This is a genomic window from Cedecea sp. (genome assembly GCF_036500665.1).
Taxonomy (GTDB): Bacteria; Pseudomonadota; Gammaproteobacteria; order Enterobacterales; family Enterobacteriaceae; genus Cedecea.
The window spans coordinates 24,800-45,632 of record NZ_DASYBS010000072.1; the positions used below are offsets into that span (position 1 = coordinate 24,800).

At 53.5% G+C, this 20,833-nt stretch carries 26 protein-coding genes and 1 other annotated feature; of the genes, 9 read left to right on the top strand and 17 right to left on the bottom strand.

Features of this window, described 5'->3' with window-relative positions; all coding sequences use genetic code 11:
* Positions 1–39: 39 nt before the first annotated feature.
* Entirely contained in the window at positions 40–336 is a 297-nt protein-coding gene (locus VGM55_RS12085; protein WP_331635586.1) for a YciI family protein, read from the bottom strand.
* Between the two features lie 223 nt (positions 337–559).
* Between VGM55_RS12085 and tonB the strand changes: the two genes are divergently transcribed.
* The 4 genes from tonB (at position 560) to VGM55_RS27495 (ending at position 2,676) form a co-directional block, all read left to right on the top strand.
* Positions 560–1,288, top strand: coding sequence for a TonB system transport protein TonB (gene tonB / locus VGM55_RS12090; RefSeq protein ID WP_331635601.1), 729 nt, complete (start codon positions 560–562; stop codon positions 1,286–1,288).
* 363 nt (positions 1,289–1,651) lie between these two features.
* A complete protein-coding gene (locus tag VGM55_RS12095) occupies positions 1,652–1,936 on the top strand; it encodes a polymorphic toxin type 25 domain-containing protein (protein ID WP_331635602.1) in 285 nt (94 codons plus the stop codon).
* 144 nt (positions 1,937–2,080) lie between these two features.
* Complete coding sequence (locus VGM55_RS12100; protein ID WP_331635587.1) at positions 2,081–2,536, top strand: hypothetical protein; 456 nt, start codon at positions 2,081–2,083, stop codon at positions 2,534–2,536.
* Between the two features lie 50 nt (positions 2,537–2,586).
* The gene (locus VGM55_RS27495) at positions 2,587–2,676 is read left to right on the top strand and encodes a hypothetical protein (RefSeq protein ID WP_414648254.1); all 90 of its coding nucleotides are present in this window, start codon (positions 2,587–2,589) and stop codon (positions 2,674–2,676) included.
* A 515-nt stretch (positions 2,677–3,191) separates the two neighbouring features.
* Here the strand turns inward: VGM55_RS27495 and yciA are convergent.
* The 3 genes from yciA to VGM55_RS12115 are packed head-to-tail and all read right to left on the bottom strand — an operon-like array spanning position 3,192 to position 4,926.
* Complete coding sequence (gene yciA / locus VGM55_RS12105) at positions 3,192–3,587, bottom strand: acyl-CoA thioester hydrolase YciA (protein ID WP_085540022.1); 396 nt, start codon at positions 3,585–3,587, stop codon at positions 3,192–3,194.
* Positions 3,587–4,123 carry a septation protein A gene (locus VGM55_RS12110; RefSeq protein ID WP_154186861.1) on the bottom strand — a complete coding sequence of 179 codons (537 nt, stop codon included), beginning with the start codon at positions 4,121–4,123 and terminating at the stop codon, positions 3,587–3,589. Before VGM55_RS12110 ends, yciA begins: the two co-directional genes overlap by 1 nt.
* Positions 4,124–4,182: 59 nt before the next feature.
* Positions 4,183–4,926 (bottom strand): YciC family protein, encoded by a 744-nt coding sequence (locus VGM55_RS12115; RefSeq protein ID WP_154186862.1) that lies wholly within the window; start codon positions 4,924–4,926, stop codon positions 4,183–4,185.
* Positions 4,927–5,255: 329 nt separating this feature from the next.
* Here VGM55_RS12115 and ompW point away from each other — a divergent pair, with 329 nt between their 5' ends.
* Positions 5,256–5,888, top strand: coding sequence for an outer membrane protein OmpW (ompW, locus tag VGM55_RS12120; RefSeq protein ID WP_331635588.1), 633 nt, complete (start codon positions 5,256–5,258; stop codon positions 5,886–5,888).
* A gap of 49 nt (positions 5,889–5,937) precedes the next feature.
* On the opposite strand, the gene VGM55_RS12125 is transcribed toward ompW, so the two are convergent.
* The 7 genes from VGM55_RS12125 to trpL form a co-directional block, all read right to left on the bottom strand.
* Positions 5,938–6,816 (bottom strand): alpha/beta hydrolase, encoded by an 879-nt coding sequence (locus VGM55_RS12125; protein WP_331635589.1) that lies wholly within the window; start codon positions 6,814–6,816, stop codon positions 5,938–5,940.
* A gap of 255 nt (positions 6,817–7,071) precedes the next feature.
* The gene (trpA, locus tag VGM55_RS12130; RefSeq protein ID WP_331635590.1) at positions 7,072–7,878 is read right to left on the bottom strand and encodes a tryptophan synthase subunit alpha; all 807 of its coding nucleotides are present in this window, start codon (positions 7,876–7,878) and stop codon (positions 7,072–7,074) included.
* A complete protein-coding gene (trpB, locus tag VGM55_RS12135; protein ID WP_331635591.1) occupies positions 7,878–9,068 on the bottom strand; it encodes a tryptophan synthase subunit beta in 1,191 nt (396 codons plus the stop codon). Before trpB ends, trpA begins: the two co-directional genes overlap by 1 nt.
* Before the next feature lie 12 nt (positions 9,069–9,080).
* Positions 9,081–10,442: a bifunctional indole-3-glycerol-phosphate synthase TrpC/phosphoribosylanthranilate isomerase TrpF gene (trpCF, locus tag VGM55_RS12140; RefSeq protein WP_331635592.1), complete on the bottom strand. Its 1,362-nt coding sequence runs from the start codon at positions 10,440–10,442 to the stop codon at positions 9,081–9,083.
* A 4-nt stretch (positions 10,443–10,446) separates the two neighbouring features.
* On the bottom strand, positions 10,447–12,042 hold the full coding sequence (trpD, locus tag VGM55_RS12145) for a bifunctional anthranilate synthase glutamate amidotransferase component TrpG/anthranilate phosphoribosyltransferase TrpD (RefSeq protein WP_154186868.1): 1,596 nt from the start codon (positions 12,040–12,042) through the stop codon (positions 10,447–10,449).
* Entirely contained in the window at positions 12,042–13,604 is a 1,563-nt protein-coding gene (locus tag VGM55_RS12150) for an anthranilate synthase component 1 (protein WP_154186869.1), read from the bottom strand. The genes trpD and VGM55_RS12150 overlap by 1 nt, the downstream gene beginning before the upstream one ends.
* 21 nt (positions 13,605–13,625) lie before the next feature.
* Positions 13,626–13,723: a sequence feature (Trp leader region), on the bottom strand.
* Positions 13,700–13,744, bottom strand: a complete 45-nt coding sequence (gene trpL / locus VGM55_RS27500) for a trp operon leader peptide (protein ID WP_414648255.1) — start codon at positions 13,742–13,744, stop codon at positions 13,700–13,702. (Overlaps the previous feature by 24 nt.)
* Positions 13,745–13,880: 136 nt before the next feature.
* On the opposite strand from trpL, the gene rnm reads away from it, so the two are divergent.
* The 4 genes from rnm to rluB all read left to right on the top strand — a co-directional run bounded on the left by rnm (position 13,881) and on the right by rluB (position 17,296).
* Positions 13,881–14,762 (top strand): RNase RNM, encoded by an 882-nt coding sequence (gene rnm / locus VGM55_RS12155; RefSeq protein ID WP_154186870.1) that lies wholly within the window; start codon positions 13,881–13,883, stop codon positions 14,760–14,762.
* The gene (locus VGM55_RS12160; protein ID WP_154186871.1) at positions 14,759–15,379 is read left to right on the top strand and encodes an L-threonylcarbamoyladenylate synthase; all 621 of its coding nucleotides are present in this window, start codon (positions 14,759–14,761) and stop codon (positions 15,377–15,379) included. The genes rnm and VGM55_RS12160 overlap by 4 nt, the downstream gene beginning before the upstream one ends.
* Positions 15,380–15,389: 10 nt before the next feature.
* Positions 15,390–16,211, top strand: a complete 822-nt coding sequence (locus VGM55_RS12165; protein WP_154186872.1) for a MerR family transcriptional regulator — start codon at positions 15,390–15,392, stop codon at positions 16,209–16,211.
* A 194-nt stretch (positions 16,212–16,405) separates the two neighbouring features.
* Positions 16,406–17,296 carry a 23S rRNA pseudouridine(2605) synthase RluB gene (rluB, locus tag VGM55_RS12170; RefSeq protein ID WP_331635593.1) on the top strand — a complete coding sequence of 297 codons (891 nt, stop codon included), beginning with the start codon at positions 16,406–16,408 and terminating at the stop codon, positions 17,294–17,296.
* 29 nt (positions 17,297–17,325) lie between these two features.
* Here rluB and cobO read toward each other — a convergent pair whose 3' ends face one another.
* The 6 genes from cobO to VGM55_RS12200 form a co-directional block, all read right to left on the bottom strand.
* The gene (gene cobO / locus VGM55_RS12175) at positions 17,326–17,916 is read right to left on the bottom strand and encodes a cob(I)yrinic acid a,c-diamide adenosyltransferase (RefSeq protein WP_331635594.1); all 591 of its coding nucleotides are present in this window, start codon (positions 17,914–17,916) and stop codon (positions 17,326–17,328) included.
* Positions 17,913–18,674, bottom strand: coding sequence for a YciK family oxidoreductase (locus tag VGM55_RS12180; RefSeq protein WP_331635595.1), 762 nt, complete (start codon positions 18,672–18,674; stop codon positions 17,913–17,915). The genes cobO and VGM55_RS12180 overlap by 4 nt, the downstream gene beginning before the upstream one ends.
* Positions 18,675–18,830: 156 nt before the next feature.
* A complete protein-coding gene (locus tag VGM55_RS12185; protein ID WP_331635596.1) occupies positions 18,831–19,892 on the bottom strand; it encodes a tyrosine-type recombinase/integrase in 1,062 nt (353 codons plus the stop codon).
* Positions 19,849–20,100, bottom strand: a complete 252-nt coding sequence (locus VGM55_RS12190; RefSeq protein WP_331635597.1) for an excisionase — start codon at positions 20,098–20,100, stop codon at positions 19,849–19,851. Before VGM55_RS12190 ends, VGM55_RS12185 begins: the two co-directional genes overlap by 44 nt.
* A 114-nt stretch (positions 20,101–20,214) precedes the next feature.
* Complete coding sequence (locus VGM55_RS12195; RefSeq protein ID WP_331635598.1) at positions 20,215–20,394, bottom strand: DUF1187 family protein; 180 nt, start codon at positions 20,392–20,394, stop codon at positions 20,215–20,217.
* Positions 20,382–20,636 carry a hypothetical protein gene (locus VGM55_RS12200; RefSeq protein WP_331635599.1) on the bottom strand — a complete coding sequence of 85 codons (255 nt, stop codon included), beginning with the start codon at positions 20,634–20,636 and terminating at the stop codon, positions 20,382–20,384. The genes VGM55_RS12195 and VGM55_RS12200 overlap by 13 nt, the downstream gene beginning before the upstream one ends.
* Between the last annotated feature and the right edge of the window lie 197 nt (positions 20,637–20,833).

Here is a 20,833-nt window from a genome sequence, read left to right on the forward strand (position 1 = left end):
ATCGCGAGCCTGTACCGGCCAGACTCGCTATAGCACAAATCAGAAGACTTTCTTGAACGGCTTAACAGCAACCTGCCTGTAAACGCCAGCGGCGACATACGGGTCGGCATCAGCCCAGGCTTTTGCTTCTTCCAGCGACGTGAACTCGGCAATCACCGTTGAGCCGGTAAAACCCGCGGCGCCGGGATCGTTGCTGTCGACCGCTGGCATTGGGCCTGCGGTAAGCAGGCGGCCTTCATCGCGTAACAGCTGAAGGCGAGCCAGGTGGGCAGGGCGGACCGACAGGCGTTTTTCAAGCGAGTCGGCAATATCTTCAGCATAAATGACATACAACACGTGTACTCTTCCTTCTTGATGTTGGGTTGTAAACCACGGTAAGTGAATGCCGTGAAGACTGCAATTGAAAGATAAACAGGATGTTAAAACCTTGAGATAGTTGCGGGAAATTAGCTCAGATAGCCGGAAAATGTGCACCTTTGAACGATGCGTTGTTGAATATGATTGCTATTTGCATTTAAAATTGTCGTCTCTTAAAGATACTGAAGCCATTATGACGTCAATGACCCTCGATTTACCTCGCCGCTTTCCGTGGCCGACTCTTCTCTCCGTCGGGATTCATGGTGCCGTTGTGGCCGGGTTGCTCTACACCTCGGTACATCAGGTTATTGAGTCCCCGGCGCCCTCGCAGCCGATCAGCGTCACGATGGTCGCCCCAGCCGACCTTGAGCCTCCGCAGCCAGCAGTTGTTCAGCCGCCGCCACAGCCGGTTGCGGAACCCGAGCCTGAGCCGGAACCTATTCCTGAGCCGCCGAAAGAAGCCCCGGTGGTGATCCACAAGCCGGAGCCTAAGCCAAAACCGAAGCCTAAACCGGTCAAAAAAGTCGAACAGCCGAAGCGTGAAGTAAAGCCGGTTGAGCAGCCTCGCACGGCTTCGCCGTTTGAAAACAACGCCCCGGTGCAGCCATCGCCGACACCGGCAGCAAAACCGGCACCAGCAGCGCCTGCACCGTCTGTAAATGCCGGGCCGCGCGTTATCAGCCGCGACAGGCCGCAGTACCCAACGCGCGCCTTTGCGCTGCGCATGGACGGTAACGTTCGCGTGAAGTTTGATGTCGATGCCGATGGTCGCGTGAATAACGTCGAGATCCTCTCCGCCCAGCCTGCCAACATGTTCGAGCGTGAAGTGAAGCAGGCTATGAAGAAGTGGCGCTACGAAAGCGGTAAGCCTGGTCAGGGCATTACCGTTAACATCAAATTCCGCATTAGCGGCGGCGCAAGTATGGATTAAGCTTTAACCGTCTGTTAGTCGAACAAGGCCGCACGTGGGAATGTGCGGCCTTTTTGTTATTCGTAGTCTTGTTGTTCGGCGTGTGATGAGCAGCATGGTGGCCAACCAAAGCAGGACACAACAAGCGGTGTAATTGTGGGCTGCGGCATCATTATTTGCGTGCTGGCAGGAGCGGGCGGCGATGTGAAACTCGATGGTCAGTACACCGTCAACATGGCGCGCGTCTATAAGGAAGGTAACGATCAGGTAGATGCCCTGCTGCTGCACACTGGGGAGCGTTGGTCCGAGTGCAACACAACAAGATGCATCGTTGGCTTTCAGTCTGGGAGATAAAGGCGTTGCAGCGGCAAAATAATCAAAGCAATAGAAACATCACATCTCAACCCGACACTCGGGGATGTAGTAAAAATTAAAGGTGATATGAAAAGACGAATGGTGGCAGGTGTTGGTGCAGGAGGGTATCCTGAAGGTGTTTTTTCCGATAATAAATTCGCGATCAATGCAGGGGTGACAAAGGTCATCTGCTGGCGAGCAGATGCGTCTGTAGGTTTGACTTTTGGGTCTTTCCGATTAAAGATTTCAGCCCTGTATATGATTATGCAGGTTCCATATCGGCTGGTATTATTTCTGTTGAGGGTCTATAGGTAAAGACGGTATTGATGGTTCTTTCAGATTTGACGGTGGAATTGGCGCAAGTTTCCGACAAAATTGAAAACTGCAATAATCAGCCCGAGCTTAATGGTTCCGGTAGTGCCGAAATAATGTCGTGGCCTATCAAAAAGGACTAACTAAATGATGCTGTTGCTGTTAGGTATTGCTCTGATTGCTTTTGCTGTTGGAACAGTCATATTCTATCGGTTTGGTAAGATAACGGAAAGAAATCTTCAGTCTCCCGTAACAACAATACATTTTTTTGATGCGCTTTTTTTTGGGCTTGGAAGAAAAAACGAGATGAATATTGCTGTCTGTTCTTTCTTGATCTTTTTACTAAGCCTGTGGGGTATCTTTTATTTAAAATTGAAACCTCATTTTTGGGGGAGTTCCGAAAGTTATTTTGGTTTAGGGATCGCCGGGATTTTCTTTCTGATACTGCATTGCCGCTATGGTGCGAAGCATGTCGTTATCAAGCATGATGGTCTGGCACCGATGAGGGAATTAACTAATATCAAAGGGTCTGGATTTGCCAGCCCATTTTTATGGCTAAGTCGGATCGGATATCTGGGATGGTTGATCGGGGTGATGCGCTGAATTAGGATGCTAAAATTACAATATATTCTGGCGTCGGTCCTGGTATCGGATTGAAAACATCCACAACTTCACATCAGAGTAAAAAAAATGAAATGAATGGCGATACGACTAAGGGAGTCTATCACTATGATTTAAAATGATATTGTATGTAACGTGCTGTCCGTGATGATGTTATTTTCCCTAATTATGTTCGCAGGGTGTTTTTTCATTTTTGTTTATAAGGTGCTCGGTGGTCCAAAGGTTGGACGTGATTCTTTTTTTTTAATTTCATTTTTTTCAGGCGTAATATTTTATCAGGGCTGGCATTGATCTTTCTTGTGCTGGCCTATATGGCTGAAGCTTTTGCTCAGTTTCGGGAAGGTGCAGGTATCATACTACTGGTGGCGAATGCATCCGGGAGCCTGTCAATTTTGCTTTTCGGTATATACGGGAAGTATTTATATCGGGGCGTTATTGATGATAAAACCCTTTTTTTTCATCAAAGTATTCCTGACTAAGATTGGTTTTTCTTTTGCGGATGTACTTCTCTTGCTGTCGCGATTTACCTATATTGCCTGGATTGTAATAACTATTTATAACTAAATCCGGCTAGTTCTCTGCAGTTTTAAAGGTCTGGTGAATAAAAAACCCGGCATTGCCGGGTTTCTCTTAAGCATTAATCTGTCTGAGGTATCGCGCGAGGCTTGCCTTCTTTATCCACGGCGACGTAGATAAATATCGCCTCGGTGGCTTTGTAGCGCTGGCCGATAGGCTCGGAAGAGACCTTTTTCACCCAGACCTCCACATTGATGGTGATGGACGTTGTCCCGCGCTTAACGCAGCGGGCGTAGCAGCACACCACGTCGCCTACGGCCACCGGCTTCAGGAAGGTCATGCCGTCCACGCGCACGGTCACGACGCGGCCATGAGCGATCTCTTTGGCCTGAATGGCGCCGCCCATATCCATCTGCGACATCAGCCAGCCGCCAAAAATATCGCCGTTGGCGTTGGTGTCCGCTGGCATTGCCAGGGTGCGCAGCACTAATTCACCTTGCGGTAATTCGTTCGGCATTACTGCTCTTCCTTTGGCATATGACGGTAGATATAGACGCCGCTCAGCAGGGTAAAGACCAGCGTGATAGCGGTCAGCCCGAAGACTTTAAAGTTAATCCAGATGCTTTCCGGGAGCCAGAACGCCACGTAAATATTCAGCAAACCACAGGCAATGAAGAACAGCGCCCAGGCGATATTAAGGCGAAACCACACGTCGGTCGGCAACGTGATTTCTTTACCCAACATGCTTTGAATCAGCAGCTTGTTCATGCCGAACTGCATAAACAGCAGCGCCGCTGCGAACAGGCCGTAGATCAGCGTGACTTTCCACTTAATGAATTCGGCGTTGTGGAAGTAAATGGTCAGCCCGCCAAAGACGGCAACCATCACGAAGGTCACCAGCGTGGTTTTCTCCAGCTTGCGGTATTTAATCCAGCTGTAAACCAGCGCGAGGGCGGTGGCGATGATCAGCGCCCAGGTGCCGACAAAAATGTCGTACATCTTGTAGAAGGCAAAGAAGACAATCAGGGGCAGGAAGTCGAGAAACTGCTTCATAATCTGTTCCGTAAAGAGGTGACTCCTGACTATAACGCGCGGTCAGGAGTCGGGGAAGGTTATTGACGTATCAACATGTACAGGCGGAATAAGTAGATAAGCAGCACGGCAGAAATCAGGTTGCTTATGGTATTCGCAATCACGGCTCCGGCTTCCGGCGACAGCGTGGCAAAGCTTGAGGCCAGCAGCAGTAACGCCGTTTTTGCCGCCAGCCACGCGACGACCGCAGGGGCGACAAGGCGCATGTTCGCCCACACCAGCCGCAGGCTGCTGCGCATAGAGCGGAAAATCCCGATTTTATCCTGCACCAGCATTACCGGCGCAAGCGACAGCAGGATGGCCAGCAGTACGCCCGGCACAACCACAAGCATGATGCCGATTTGCACCAGCAGCGTGGTCAGGAAGATCAGAATGAACATTTTTGGCAGCACCGGCGCGGAGGCGCCAATCGCGCGCAGGGCGCTAACGCGCTGACCTGCAGAGACGATTTGCATCAGCACCATCATGCTGGCCGCCAGAATGGCGTTGCCAATCAAGCCTGAAAACGTTGAGGCAGCAGACGCTTTCAGTAACACTTGCTGCTGCTCCAGCGACATATTTTGCACTAAATCAAACAACCCAACGCTACCCGCCAGGTTATCTCCCTCACTCAAAATCGCCATTTGTTCTTCGTTGGGCGAGAACGCGCGGCCGATTATCACCGAAATTAAGGCGCAAAGTAACGCAATCAGTAAGATGGTAACAAACTGATTACGAAGAAAATTTCCCGTGTCACGGTATACCGAACCCGCCGTGATAGACATGCACTCTCCTTGGTGTTGCTAACGGTTATCAATCTGCGGGCAATTGTACCCTGGATGTAGGCGCCGTGGCACCACAAAGACTTTCACTAAGCGGTTGAATTGTGTCGATTAGCTTGCAGGTCGTACAAATATGACAAAAATTTACGAAAGCTGATAATTCAATAAAATTGATCTGATTTCACTTTGTTGTTTTTCATGGCATCACTAAAAATTAATCCAGATCATTGAATGTTAAATTAGAGGGCAAAGTGTGATCGGTGTTAGATCACTTTGTACTTCTTTCTAAGTATATTCAGCCCGCTGTTAAAAACCATAACAAGGGAAGGGCTATGAAAAAACTCACACTGGCATTACTGGCGATGGGGTGTCTGTCCGGTGCGGCATCGGCGCATCAGGCGGGTGAATTCTTTATGCGCGCGGGTACTGCAACGGTTCGTCCAACCGCTGGATCGGACGATGTGCTCAAAATGGGTAGCTTTAAGGTCGACAACAACACGCAGATGGGGCTGACCTTCGACTACATGGTCACCGACAACATCGGGATCGAGTTACTGGCGGCTACGCCGTTCCGTCACAAGGTTGGCCTTGGTCCAACCGGCGATCTGGCGACCGTACATCAGCTGCCGCCGACGCTGATGGCGCAGTGGTATTTTGGCGATGCGGGTAGCAAAGTGCGTCCTTACGTTGGGGTTGGTGTTAATTACACGACCTTCTTTGATGCCAGTTTCAACGACACCGGTAAAAGTGCAGGCCTGAGCGACCTGAAAGTAAAAGATTCCTGGGGCGCGGCGGGTCAGGTCGGGCTGGATTACATGGTGAACGACGACTGGCTGCTGAACATGTCCGTCTGGTATATGGACATCGACACCGAGGTGAAATTTAAAGCCGCGGGTGAGCAGCAAAATATCAAGACGCGCATCGACCCGTGGGTGTTTATGTTCTCCGCAGGCTACCGCTTCTGATAGCCTGAAACAAAACTGGCCGCCTGGCGGCCAGTTTGGATGTATAAAATCAGTTATCCAGGAAGTTAACGATCGCGTCGTTAAATTCCTTTGGTGCCTGAATAAAGGCAAAGTGGCTGCTGTTTGGCAGAATCAACAGACCTGCGCCCGGAATCGTTTTTGCAATGTACTCAAGGTGATCGCGCACGATAGCTTCGTCATGATCGCCATCCACAATCAGAATCGGCGTTTTAATTTTCTGTAGATCAGCATCACTCCAGTTTGGCTGTGAGGCCCACATGTGGCTTATTTGCTCCACAAACGCATCATATTCTTTCGGCGTTTTAGACAACTTTTTATATTCATCTCCCGCCCGTTTGATATAAGCCCCGAAGACCGGATCGTTCTCAACGCCTGGCCTTACGCCGATGGTTTTGGTGTTAGGCGCGAAGGAAAAGACTTTGTTGACGCGATCCGGATGGCGTATCGCCATATCAATACCGATGATGCCGCCGTCGCTCCACCCAACGATATCCGCCTTTTTCAGCTTTAAATGATCCATAAGGGCGAGGATGTTATCGGTCATTAAATCGTAACCGTATTCCTGGCTGTTGCGGGTGCTGCGCCCGTGCCCCCGGCTATCTACAATAATGACCTGGTGGTTTTTCGCTAACACGGGGATTTGTTTACCCCAATAGTCCGAGTTAGCGAGACCGCCGTGGACCAGGATAACCGGAGAGCCGTGGCCAAGTATGCCGTAATAGAGTTTGATGCCGTTGACATCCGCGTAGGCCGATTTAATCCCAGCCACAGGAGCGGGCGTAGCGGGTAAGTGCTGCCAGCGCGATTCCCAGGTAATTTGATTAGGCGTTTGAGCAGCCTGAGCATCTGGCAATATGCCGGTAGTGAGAGAAAGCAGTCCTGCGAGAAATGTTATCGTTTTTTTCATCTGATCTACCATCTTAGGTTCTGAGTTGTTGTGGTGACTTCAGGTTTGCCTGCATCTGTGCGCAAGTTGCATCGCCGAAGCAGGAAGAGAATAAAGATAAATTACTCCAGAAATCCTCATCAAAAATTCACATTTTTGTGATTTTCAAATGCGGTAAATAGCTAAGGTCTCAAAAGGAGTGCTGCGTGAGGAAATATCAGAGAATTTTTAATGGAGAGAAAACGATAAGGCCGGGTCTCCCCGGCCTTTTAATGCTTAACCGCGCGTTGCGGCTTTCATATTTTGTACAAAACGCTTCAGCTCGCTGAGCATCACGTCCGGCTGTACCAGGTTCTTCTCGATGATTTTCACCACCGCAGACCCAGAGATTGCGCCCGCCGCCCCGGCGGCTATGGCATCGCGTACCTGAGAAGGTTCAGAGATACCAAAGCCTTGCAGAGACGGAGCGGCATGGTACTCGCTCAGCTTCTCAATCAGGTGGTTCAGCGGCAGCTGAGCGCGCGTTTCCGTGCCGGTAACGCCTGCGCGGGACAGCAGATAAGTATAACCTCTGCCATGGGACGAAATTTCACGCAGCAGCGCGTCGTCGGCGTTTGGCGGGCAGATGAAGATAGGCGCTACACCGTGACGCAGCGCTGCATTACGGAACGCTGCGGACTCTTCAACCGGCACGTCGGCAACCAGCACTGAATCCACACCTACTTTAGCGCACAACGCGTAGAACTCGTCGATGCCGCGGTTAAACACCAGATTGGCATACATCAGCAGGCCGATTGGAATTTCCGGGTATTTTTTGCGGACAGCCGTGAGCATTTCAAAGCACTGGGTTGGCGTTACGTCAGAGGCGAAAGCACGCAGCGCTGCACCCTGAATGGTTGGGCCATCTGCCAACGGATCGGAGAACGGGATCCCTAATTCCAGCGCATCCGCACCGCCTTCAATCAGCGCGTCGATAATTTTCAGCGAGAGTTCAGGATTCGGATCGCCCAGCGTCACAAAGGGAACGAATGCGCCTTCCTTGCGTGCCTGCAGCTGCTCAAAAAGATGATGATAACGTTCCATTACATTTCCCCTCGTGCTTTCAAAATATCGTGGACGGTGAAGATGTCTTTGTCGCCGCGGCCAGAGAGGTTCACTACCAACAGCTGCTCTTTTTCAGGGTTCTCGCGGATCATTTTCAACGCATGGGCGAGGGCGTGGGAGGACTCCAGCGCAGGAATAATCCCTTCGCTGCGGCACAGCGTTTTAAAGGCGTCCAGCGCTTCGTCATCGGTGATGGACACGTAATCGGCGCGACCGGTACTGTTCAGATGAGCGTGCTGCGGCCCAACGGACGGGAAGTCCAGCCCGGCAGAAATAGAGTAAGACTCTTCAATCTGGCCTTCGTCGGTTTGCATCATCGGCGACTTCATGCCGAAGTAAATGCCCACGCGGCCGTGCTTCAGCGGCGCGCCATGTTCGCCGGTTTCGATCCCATGCCCGGCGGGCTCTACGCCAATCAGGCCAACGCTGGTTTCGTCGATAAAGTCAGCAAACATGCCGATGGCGTTGGAGCCGCCGCCCACACAGGCGATCACCGCGTCAGGCAGGCGACCTTCTTTTTCCAGAATCTGCGCTTTGGTTTCTTCGCCGATCATGCGCTGGAACTCACGGACAATGGTTGGGAACGGGTGCGGGCCCGCGGCGGTACCGAGCATATAGTGCGCGGTGTCATAGCTTGCAGACCAGTCGCGCAGCGCCTCGTTACAGGCATCTTTCAGGGTGGCTGAACCGCTGTGTACCGGGATCACTTCGGCACCCATCAGGCGCATGCGGAAGACGTTTGGCGACTGGCGCTCAACGTCTTTGGCCCCCATATAAATGCGGCATTTCAGGCCGAGCAGGGCGCTGGCGAGGGCAGAGGCTACGCCGTGCTGACCCGCGCCGGTTTCAGCGATGATTTCGGTTTTGCCCATGCGTTTGGCGAGCAGGGCCTGGCCCAGTACCTGGTTGGTTTTGTGCGCGCCGCCGTGAAGCAGATCTTCACGCTTAAGGTAAAGCGTAGTGTTGGTGCCCGCCGTCAGGTTACGGCATTTCGTCAGGGCTGTTGGGCGCCCGGCGTAGTTTTTCAGCAGGTCGGTAAACTCTGCCTGGAACTCAGCATCGCTTTGCGCCGCCACGAAGGCTTCTTCAAGCTGGCGCAGCGCAGGCATCAGGATCTGCGGCACATACATGCCGCCAAATTCACCAAAATAAGGGTTCAGTAAAGTCATAGTATCTCTTCCTTAGTAAGCCCGCAGGGTCCGGAAGACCGCAGCCAGCTTGTTAGCATCTTTTATTCCCGGCGCGCTTTCCACGCCAGAGTTGAAATCCAGTCCTGCGCAGCCGGCTTTTGCCGCTTCCACGCAGTTATCCGCTCCGAGGCCGCCTGCCAGAATCACGTTTTCCAGCTTTTGTCCGGCTAACAGTCGCCAGTCGAAGCTTTGCCCGGTGCCGCCCTGGCCGTTATCGAAGACGTACTTATCCACGTGTTGTAGATTACGCTCCGGCAGCGAGTCAGCCACGCTCAACGCCTTCCAGATTTGCGTTTTCTCCGGCAACAGCGCCCGCAGCTCAGTTATGTATTCCTGATTTTCAGCGCCGTGGAGCTGAATCGCGCTAAGTGTGAATTTCTCTGCTTTCGCCACGACTTCGGCTACCGGCGTGTTTCTGAATACGCCCACGTAGCGAAGCGGGGCGGCGGAAATCACCGCGGCGGCTTTATCATCGGTGACAAAGCGAGGTGAAGCGGGCACGAAGATCAGTCCACCGTAAATAGCCCCGGCTTCCTGAGCGGCGCGGGCATCTTCGCCACGCGTCAGGCCGCAGACTTTGTTCTCCCCGAGCAGCACGCGGCGTACCGCTGCGTTCAGGTCATCCTCACTCATCAACGCAGAGCCAATCAGGAAGCCGTTCGCGTAGTGGCTAAGTTCGCGAACCTGAGCGTAATTATTGATGCCAGATTCGCTGATAACCGTCACGCCGTGGGTCAGGCGCGGCGCCAGCTGACGAGTGCGATCCAGATCGATAGACAGGTCGCGCAGGTCGCGGTTGTTGATGCCGACCACTTTGGCGCCGAGCTCGATGGCACGCTCCAGCTCTTCTTCGTTACTGACTTCGGTCAGCACGCCCATGTTCAAGCTGTGGGCCACTGCGGCCAGCTGGCGATACTGTTCATCGTCCAGCACAGAGAGCATCAGCAGGCAGGCATCTGCCTGGTAAAAACGCGCCAGATGAATCTGATAGGCGTCGATAATAAAGTCTTTGCACAGTACCGGCTGGCTGACAATCCCGCTCACAATGGGCAGAAAATCGAAGCTGCCCTGGAAGTATTTCTCGTCGGTCAGCACCGACACCGCAGAAGCATAATGCTTATATACTCCGGCAATTCGAGCCGGATCGAAATCGTCGCGGATAACCCCTTTAGACGGGGACGCTTTTTTGCATTCAAGAATGAACACGGTACGCGCGCCCTGCAGCGCGTGATAGAAGTTGCGCGTGGTCGGTACGATGTCATTCTGGAAGCTCGCCAGTGGCTGCTGCTGTTTGCGGGCTTCAACCCACAATGCTTTGTCAGCCACGATGCGGTTTAATACGGTCTCCTGCATGGCCTTATCCTCTCCCCGCGAGCGCGGTCACGCGGTCGTATGCAGCACCGCTACGTAATACATCCAGCACTTTCTGTGCGTTAGCTTTTAAATCTTCATGGCCGTGCAGTCGCATCAGCATTGCCACATTCGCGGCGACCGCAGACTCATGTGCTGTTTCGCCTTTACCTTGTAGCAGGCGGGTAAGAATGTCACGGTTTTCTTCCGGTGTACCGCCCGCCAATGCTTCCTGGTGGTAGGCAGGCAGGTCGAAATCGGCGGCGGTCAGTTGATAGCTTTTGATTTCGCCATGGTTCAGTTCGGCAACCAGCGTCGGCGCGTGAAGCGATACTTCATCCATGCCGCCGCTGTGAACCACTGCCGCACGCTTGTAGCCGAGGACGCGCAGGGTTTCAGCAATCGGTAGCACCAGTTCAGGACTGTAGACGCCGATCAGCGCCAGCGGCGGGTGTGCCGGGTTAATCAGCGGCCCCAGCACGTTGAACAGGGTGCGCGTTTTCAGCTGCTGGCGAACCGGCATCGCGTGGCGGAAACCCGTGTGATACTTAGGCGCAAACAGGAAGCAGACGCCCAGCTCGTCCAGCGCTTTGCGGGAAGCGTCGGCATTCATTTCAAGGTTGATGCCAAATGCTGCCAGCAGGTCGGATGAACCGGACTTGCTGGACACGCTGCGGTTACCGTGTTTGGCGACCTTAAGCCCTACCGCTGCGGCGACAAAGGCGCTGGCGGTGGAGATATTAATGCTGTTGCTGCCGTCGCCGCCGGTACCGACGATGTCGGCAAACTCGTAGCTCGGGCTTGGGAACGGCGCGGCGTGTTCGAGCAGGGCGGAAGCGGCCCCGGCGATTTCGTTCGGATGTTCGCCGCGCACCTTCATGCTGACCAGCGCGGCCGCCAGCTGTTCTGGCTTCAACTCACCGCGAACAATGGCGGAAAACAGCTGGTGGCTCTCTTCACGGCTCAGAGTTTGCGCCTGGTAAAGTTTGTCGAGGGTCGGCTGCAGCGTATTGGCCTGCTTCAGCTTCAGCAGCGCCCAGTCGAGCGTCTGCTCAAGCAGGCGAGCCCCGTGGCTGGTCAGGATGGATTCCGGGTGGAACTGGAAGCCAACAACCCGGTCAGCCTCATGACGAACCGCCATCACCATACCGTCGAAATGCGCGTTGATGGTCAGCCCGGCAGGAATATTGCTGCCGACCAGCGAGTGATAGCGTGCCACCGGCAGCGGGTTAGGCAGCCCGGTAAACATCGCTTCGCCGTCGTGGGAAATAGAAGACGCTTTACCGTGCAGGATTTCTCCGGCCTGGCCAACGTAGCCGCCGTAAGCTTCAACGATGGCCTGGTGGCCCAGGCAGATACCGATAATCGGCAGCTTGCCGCGCATGCGGGTCAGCAATTCAGGCATACAGCCCGCTTCGCTTGGTGCCCCGGGGCCTGGTGAAAGCATCAGTACCGGGTTATCCATGGTGGCCAGACGTTCAATTAAGGTCTGCGCCGGAACATGGTTACGGTAAATCACCACGTTGTGGCCGCTCGCGCGGAGCTGGTCTGCCAGGTTATAGGTGAATGAGTCGATATTATCGAGCAGCAGAATGTCAGCCATTAGAAAGTCTCCTTCGCGTGATGCGCGGTAGCAATTGCGCGCAAAACGGCGCGGGCTTTGTTGCGGGTTTCGTCGGCTTCTGACTGCGGGTCTGAATCCAGGACAACACCGGCACCTGCCTGAACGGTGGCGATTCCGTCTTCAACATAGGCAGAGCGGATAACGATGCAGGTATCGAGGTCCCCGTGGGCGGTGAAATAACCCACTGCGCCGCCGTAGCTGCCGCGGCGAACGCCTTCGGCACCGGCAATCAGCTGCATCGCACGTACTTTAGGTGCGCCGCTCAGGGTGCCCATATTCATGCAGGCGCGATAGGCGTGCAGCACGTCAAGGTCATGATGCAGCTCGCCAACGACGCGGGAGACCAGGTGCATCACAAAGGAATAACGGTCTACTTTAGTTAAATCAGCCACGTAGCGGCTACCCGGCGTACAGATGCGGGCCAGGTCGTTACGCGCCAGGTCAACCAGCATTAAGTGCTCTGAGAGCTCTTTATGATCGGTGCGCATTTCCAGCTCGATGCGGCTGTCCAGATCGCGGTCCAGCGAACCGTCGGCGCGGCGGCCGCGAGGGCGGGTTCCGGCAATCGGGTAGATCTCGATCTGGCGGTTGGTGGCGTCGTATTTCAGCGAGCTTTCCGGAGAAGCCCCGAACAGCGTGAAATCGTTATCCTGCATAAAGAACATGTACGGGCTTGGGTTGCTCTTTTTCAGCGTCTGATAGGCGGCCAGCGGCGAGGGGCAAGGCAGTGAAAAGCGGCGGGACGGCACCACCTGGAAGATTTCGCCGATGCGGATAGCTTTTTGCATCTGGCGGACAACCGCGCCAAATTCTTCATCGCTCTGGTTAACGTCACAGCTCATGTGCTCAACCTTCTGTACCGGCAGCGTCGCGGGCTGCTCGCTAATCTGCTGACGCAGTTGTTCGGTGCGCTTTAACAGGCGCTGTTTTTCGCTCACGGAAGGCGTAAATAGGCTGGCCTGAATGCAGGTCTGCTTTTTCTGGTGATCGATGGTTAATAATGTTTCGGCCAGGTAGAAACAGTAATCCGGGCAGCGGTTGTCTTGTTTCAGCTGCGGCAGGTCTTCAAAGCCAGCCACCAGGTCATAAGCGAACAGGCCACCGAAGAACATGGCATTACGTTCGTCAGCGGGGACGCTCACCAGTTCCTGCATGATGCGGAAAGCGTCAAAGACCGACAGCGAGCACAGGCGCGCATCTTCATCTAATAATGCACTGACTGGCGGGAAGCGTAAGGTTCGGCCATCGGGGAAATGTTCATTTTCGACGCCCGCCGGTAAAGCCGCATCCAGAAGCGGCAGTAAAGAGGCGCCGTTAGCTGAGAGAGCCTGTAACGTGACGGTATCGCCCAGGGCGGTAATACGCATTGCGCTATCGACTAACAGCAGGCTTTTTAAATCGTCTTTGCTGTCGATATCCGCCGACTCCAGCAGCAGGGTTGCCGGACGGGCGCCGCACAGCTGGTGGAAGAGTGCCGTAGGGTTTTCACGGTAGTCAGCGTTGCTGCTCAGGAGTTCAAGTGCTGGTTTTTGTGTCTGCATGTTGGTTCTCAAATTTTGTTCAAAAAAAAGCCCGCATCGTTGGCGGGCCTGGTATCTGTGTTGTTAAACAGCGTACGCGATCGCACCGCCCGAATTCAGGAAGTACGCCACCAACCGCGCAGGGAATTTATCGCTTTCATTTCAGATACCTCGTCATGTGAACTTGCGTACTAGTAAACTGGTTCGGACGTGTGTTGTCAATACTGATTTTTTAAAATAGTGGAATATCGCTATCATGGGGCGCTAAATTTCTGTTTATCCACCCCTGGAGCCATTTTGAGCGAGCCCACCCTGGCCACTATCCACGATTTGCATAGCCACACCACCGCCTCGGATGGCCTGTTGTCTCCTGAAGCATTAGTCAGTCGCGCGGTTGATATGCGCGTGACGGTTCTGGCGATTACCGACCACGATACCGTGGCGGGTTTGCCTGCCGCACGTGCAGAGATCGAACGTCTGCAGTTGCCGCTACAGTTAATCAGTGGCGTCGAAATATCGACCGTATGGGAAAACCATGAGATCCATATTGTCGGCCTTGGCATTGACGAACAACATCCGGCACTGAAACTTTTTCTCGAACAACAAAGCGAACGCCGAAACCATCGTGCGGTGATGATTGCCGAGCGCCTGGACAAGGCTCGTATTCCTGGCGCCCTGGAAGGCGCAATGCGGCACGCTAACGGGGGGGCAATAACTCGCGGTCATTTTGCCCGTTTCCTGGTTGAGCAGGGTATGGCCAACAATATGGGCGACGTGTTTAAGAAGTATCTCGCGAAGGGGAAAACCGGATATGTTCCGCCACAGTGGTGTACAATAGAACAAGCTATTGATGTCATTCATCATTCTGGCGGGCAGGCGGTGCTGGCGCATCCAGGGCGCTATGGCCTGACCGCAAAATGGCTAAAACGACTGCTGGCGCAGTTTGCAGAACAGGGTGGCGATGCCATGGAAGTTGCACAGTGCCAGCAGGCTCCCAACGAACGAACCCAGCTTGCGAGCTACGCGAAGCAGTTTAATCTGCTGGCGTCGCAGGGGTCAGATTTCCATCTGCCCTGCGCCTGGATTGAGCTGGGACGCAAGCTGTGGCTTCCGGCGGGCGTTGAGCCCGTTTGGCAGCATTGGGAGCAAAGCCACATCGCGAAAGAGAGGGCAATATGAGTCAGTTTTTTTATATCCACCCGGATAACCCGCAGCCGCGCTTAATTAACCAGGCGGTAGATATCATTCGTAAAGGTGGAGTGATTGTTTACCCTACGGATTCCGGCTACGCGCTCGGCTGTAAGCTGGAAGATAAAGCCGCCATGGAGCGTATCTGCCGCATCCGTCAACTTCCCGATGGCCACAATTTCACCCTGATGTGTCGCGATTTGTCCGAGCTTTCGACCTATGCGTTTGTCGACAACGTCGCGTTCCGCCTGATTAAAAACAACACGCCGGGCAACTACACTTTTATCCTTAAGGGTACAAAAGAGGTGCCGCGCCGTCTGCTGCAGGAAAAACGCAAAACCATCGGCCTGCGCGTGCCGTCCAACCCGATCGCGCTGGCGCTGCTTGAAACGCTGAATGAGCCTATGCTGTCGACGTCACTGATGCTGCCGGGCAGTGAGTTTACCGAGTCCGATCCGGAAGAGATCAAAGATCGCCTGGAAAAAGTTGTGGATCTCGTTATCCACGGCGGCTATCTGGGGCAGCAACCCACCACGGTTATCGATCTGACGGAAGACGCGCCGGTGGTAATGCGCGAGGGCGTAGGGGACGTTAAACCTTTCCTGTAAGGACATGGCTATGGCCCGATTTAACATTGATGTTCTGGCTTCTCAATGCGGCGTTACGCCAGCCAATATTCGTAGCTGGCAGCGTTACGGTTTAATCAAACCGCAGGTGGATGAGAACGGGCACCGTTTCTTCAATTTTACCCACTGTTCACGGGTCGCGACTATTGTCGGCTGGCTTGAAAAGGGCGCCGCGTTGCCGGATATGCTGGCGTTGCTGAACGGTGAAGAAACCCGTCGTCTCTCCGGCTGGCTGGAGGTTCAGGAAGCTCTGTTGGCGCAGTGCGAGGCGATGCAGCCCACGAAGCTGCGGGGGCTTATCTGGCGCTATGGTCGTGAAGTGCCTCCGGCCATTTTTATCGATGAAATTATTCGTCCGCTCAGACTGTGGCTCAACGCCGATGTGCAGCAGGAAATGGCCATGAGCCGCGCCTTGCTGGATACGGCGCTGATAGAATACGCTACGTTCGTCCTGGCAAGCGGTCGTAAGCGCCCCGGCGGCAGCCTGTTTATTCTGGCACTTTCTTTGAAAGATCCCGTAGAGCTGTGGCTGGAGGGCATTCGTTTTGCCAGCGATGGGTTCTGCGTTGAAGTGCTGGATCGTGAAATTCCGTTACCGGATCTTAGCGGCATCAGCGCCGACCATATTATGATTTGGGCAGAGAAAGCGTTAGACGCGGATCAACAGGCACGGTATCAGAGTTGGCTGAGCTGCGGATTTCCCGTCTTCCTTGCGGGCAGTGAAGCCGTGAAAAGGCAAAGAGATGTGGCAATAAATAGCGACGATTCATTCGCGTACCGGGCTTCGCTGCTTGATAGCCTGAGTCTGCAATAACAGTAAAATCCGTGAGACGGGTTTTACCTCCATTTACGTTAAAATTCGTGTACTATGTGCGGCCACGAAGCTGCCTGCGTTATTTGACAACGGCCGGGCAGCGATCCGAATCCGTATTTATACTTCATCAGGCCCATGCCTTTTGATTTCAAAGTATCTGAGACGCCTGTGAAGGCGACACCCGAGGAAGCTCAATGAGCGAAAAGTTACAGAAAGTGCTGGCTCGTGCTGGCCATGGTTCTCGTCGTGAGATCGAAACCATTATCTCTGCTGGCCGCGTAAGCGTTGATGGCAAAATTGCCACGCTTGGTGACCGTGTTGAAATTACCCAGTCGCTTAAAATTCGCATCGACGGTCATTTGATCTCGATTCGCGAATCTGCTGAACAAATCTGCCGCGTGCTGGCCTACTACAAACCGGAAGGTGAACTGTGTACCCGCAGCGATCCGGAAGGGCGCCCAACCGTGTTTGACCGTCTGCCAAAACTGCGGGGTGCCCGCTGGATTGCCGTTGGGCGTCTTGACGTGAATACCTGTGGTTTACTGTTGTTCACTACCGACGGGGAGTTGGCTAACCGCCTGATGCACCCGAGCCGTGAAGTGGAACGTGAATATTCTGTTCGCGTATTTGGCCAGGTCGATGAAGATAAGGTCAAACAGCTGTCTCGTGGCGTCCAGCTCGAAGATGGCCCTGCGGCGTTCAAAACCATCAAGTTTACCGGTGGCGAAGGCATTAACCAGTGGTATAACGTTACCCTGACCGAGGGTCGTAACCGCGAGGTTCGTCGCCTGTGGGAAGCGGTTGGCGTGCAGGTTAGCCGCCTTATTCGCGTCCGCTACGGCGACATCAAACTGCCTAAAGGCCTGCCGCGTGGTGGATACACTGAGCTTGATCTGGCCCAGACAAACTATCTGCGTACGCTTGTCGAGCTGCCGGAGGAAACCAGCAGCAAGGTGGCGGTAGAAAAAGATCGCCGCCGCATGAAGGCGAACCAGATTCGCCGCGCCGTTAAGCGTCACACTCAGGTAACCGGCGGCAACCGTCGAGCCAGTAGCCGTAACAGCGGCAACGGTAACGGCAACTAACTTAGGCCCCTCAAATGAGGGGCTTTTTGTTAATAATCAATGCCAATTTGCGCTTTCACGCCGGCATCAAAAGCATGCTTAACCGGGCGAAGTTCGCTCACGGTGTCGGCGATATCCAGAATCTCACGGTGGCAACCGCGTCCGGTAACAATAACCGTCTGATGAGCCGGGCGGTTGGCCAACGCGTTTAGTACCGCCTCTAACGGCAGGTAATCGTAGGCTACCATGTAGGTCAGCTCGTCGAGGATCACTATATCCAGCGCGGCATCCGCCAGCATTCGTTTGCCGTGTTCCCATACTTCAAGGCAGGCGGCCGTATCGGTTTCTCGGTTCTGCGTCTCCCAGGTAAAGCCGGTTGCCATCACCTGAAACTCAACGCCATGCGGCTCCAGCAGGTTGCGCTCGCCGTTCGGCCATTGGCCTTTGATAAACTGAATCACGCCAACTTTTTTGCCGTGGCCCACTGCGCGGGCGGCGGTGCCAAATGCGGCGGTTGTCTTGCCTTTGCCGTTGCCGGTAAAGACGATCAGGATCCCTCGTTCTTCCTGGGCGTCGGCAATGCGTGCATCTACCTTTTCTTTCTGGCGCTGCTGCCTCTGCTGGTAACGATCTTCACTCATTCTGAAATTCCCGGCTTACGGTTAGGCTGGGCGTCAAAACTCATGCCGGTTTTACGTCGGCTGTCGTCGCCCATCAGCCACAGGTAAAGCGGCATCAGGTCTCGTGGGGTTTTCAGTTTAGCCGGGTCTTCAGTTGGGAAGGCGCTGGCACGCATCGCCGTACGTGTCCCGCCAGGGTTAATGCAGTTCACGCGCAGATTGTGCTGCTTATACTCCTCCGCCAGCACCTGCATCATGCCTTCAGTGGCAAATTTTGAGGCGGCGTAAGCGCCCCATCCCGCGCGCCCCTGGCGGCCGACGCTGGAGGTGGTGAAAACCAGCGAGCCGGATTCAGATTTCAGTAATAGAGGAAGCAAAGCCTGGGTCAGGAAAAAGGTGGCGTTGACGTTCACCTGCATCACGGCCTGCCAGGTGTGTGGGTCCTGCTTATCCATTGGGACGATATCACCGAGGATACCTGCATTATGCAGCACGCCGTCGAGACGGGGGACAAGCGCGGCAAGTTTGCTTGCCAGAGTGTGACAGGCTTCCGACGTAGCCGTCGCCAGGTCAAGCGTAAACCAGTGGGCGGGCAGCAGTCCGTGTGACTGAATTTCGTTGGCGACCGAGCGCAGCTTTTGCTCGTTGCGGCCCAGCAAAATCACCGAGGCTCCAAAGCGGGCGTAGGTGAGTGCGGCTTCACGGCCGATACCGTCGCTGGCACCGGTCACTAAAATAATGCGGTTTTGCAGTAAGTTATCTTGCGGCTGGTAGTGCATGGTTTTGCTCCTCGCGTGATGCAATATGCTCACGTCTTATTTCTCATTGGTTTACCCGGCTTTATGCCTGAAAGGTGGGTTTCAGATTTATACATTTAAAATCAGCCACTTAAAAGTCACTTTCCGATATCATTCGATATTCATCCGATATAACTTTCAAACAACTACCCAGTTTACTTCCCTTTCATCGTGGTATGTGGCGGTCATTGTCGCTGATTTATGGCCCAGCAAACGCTGTGAAAATTCCTCTCCTTGCTCATCCTTGTACAGCCTTGCTGACAGTGAGCGGATCTCATGAAAGGGTGCCGGTGTACCACCCCATTCAAAATTTAATGAATCCCTGGCATTAGAAAAAATTTTCGTGACCTGATCATTGTTTAGCATTTTTCCGTAACGGTTTTTAATCAGATACCCCTGATTCCCGTAACGCATTTTGCATCTGTTGATAATATCGGAAAGACTAAGGCCGGCGGAATCAAGTCTCAGGCTCAGTGGAAGCAGCAGCTTAGCGCCGGTTTTGCTCTGGATAACTTTAAATTTTTCATCCCCGATATCATCCCAGGACATTTTAACCACATCACTTCGACGCTGACCAGTTACCAGCGCCAGGTCCATGACCAGATCTCCCCATTTGGCAAAGTCAGGAATTACAGTTCGTATAGCCTGATATCTTTCCAGATCCATCCTTTTGCGTTTTACTTCCTCTGTAACCTTCCGTGTAACCTGAGCGGGATTCACCGTGATATGTCCTTCCATAATCGCTTCGTTAAAAATATCCACAAAGAATGAGCGGTACAGTCGTGCTGACGCTTCTTTCCCTGCAAGTGTGTATTCGTTTAAGAAACCCGCTATATGCTGGGTGGTCACTCTTTTAAGGGTGATGGGGGGGAAGGATTTTTTTATTTTTGATACCCGATCCCCGTAATCACGTAGAGTTTTTGCACTAAGTTTTCGGCGATTTAAAATCTCTTCGAAACTGTCCAACCACGAATGGAAATTAAGGTCTGCAGAACCATCGAGCCGATCTATTAATCGAATCCCCCCGTCATCCTGCATGAGCCTTATATTTGCCTCGATCGCCTGATTAACTGCACTGGCTCTGTTTCTACCCAAACCAAATTCACGCCCGGATACAGGATCGCGATAGCTAAAATAGCCACCGCGATTGTACAGATTAGGTGGTAGTCCCTTGTTTGCGTGTTTTCTTGCCTGAGCCATCGTTAATTCTCTTCAGCAATCGCATAGCCGGCATAGCGCTGGCATGTTTCATCATCCGTTTTGCATCAGGCTCAAACAGGTATTCTCGCCCGTCTAACTCCGGCGCCGGGAAGATCATTCCCGCCCTGATCCAACGCCTGACTGTTTCTGCACATCGTGGCCGCGGTAATTTTGCGTTCCACTCAGCAAGGGTTAGTTTTCTCGTCATGTTTTGCTCTCATGACCGGCTCATTGTATTTTTCCCGGCCGGAATTTTTTGAGTTTTAAAAATCAGGCGCCAGTACGGCGCCCACGGGTTACCGTTTTGCTCTTGCTGGTGGCTTCACACGCCTACGCACTTAAACTTCGAGAGCGTTACCGTTTCCTCTGCCGTTCTTCCCGCTTCCTTACTTCGTGACAGCATGCGCGCGCACTGCTCCTGGGTGAGCTTATCTTTGGACATGCGCATCCACTCAACCGGGCCACCGCCTGGCTTTTGAATCGTCGCCGTTATTCTGTACATGGGGTATTCTCCGTAGTGACGGCGTCAGCAATGGCGCTTGCCATGTGGGGAATATCTTTAAAGCTGGTGGCGTGCGCCGGGTTAGCACAGAGCCCCTGAACAGCGGCAAGCAATAGTTGTTGCTGAAAGGTGAGGGTGGCCGATGCTGGCTGTTCGGAGACGATCGGTAGATCTATTACGACAGGTGCAGGCTCATTCGCTTTTAATTTTTTTGCCTCCGCCCTCTCTTTACGCCAGTGCACGGCCTCATCAAGAGCAATTTTCTGACGTACTGAAACGTCGCTGTTCCAGCTATAAAGGGAGTTATGCTCATTTCTGGTGTACGGGGATTTGAAGAGGGTGGCGTATCCTGCTGATTGATTTCGTGACAGATTTCAACAACAGAGAGGTGATACGCCATGAGTAAGTCTATCCTGAAGGCTCTGCCTGAGCCAGATAC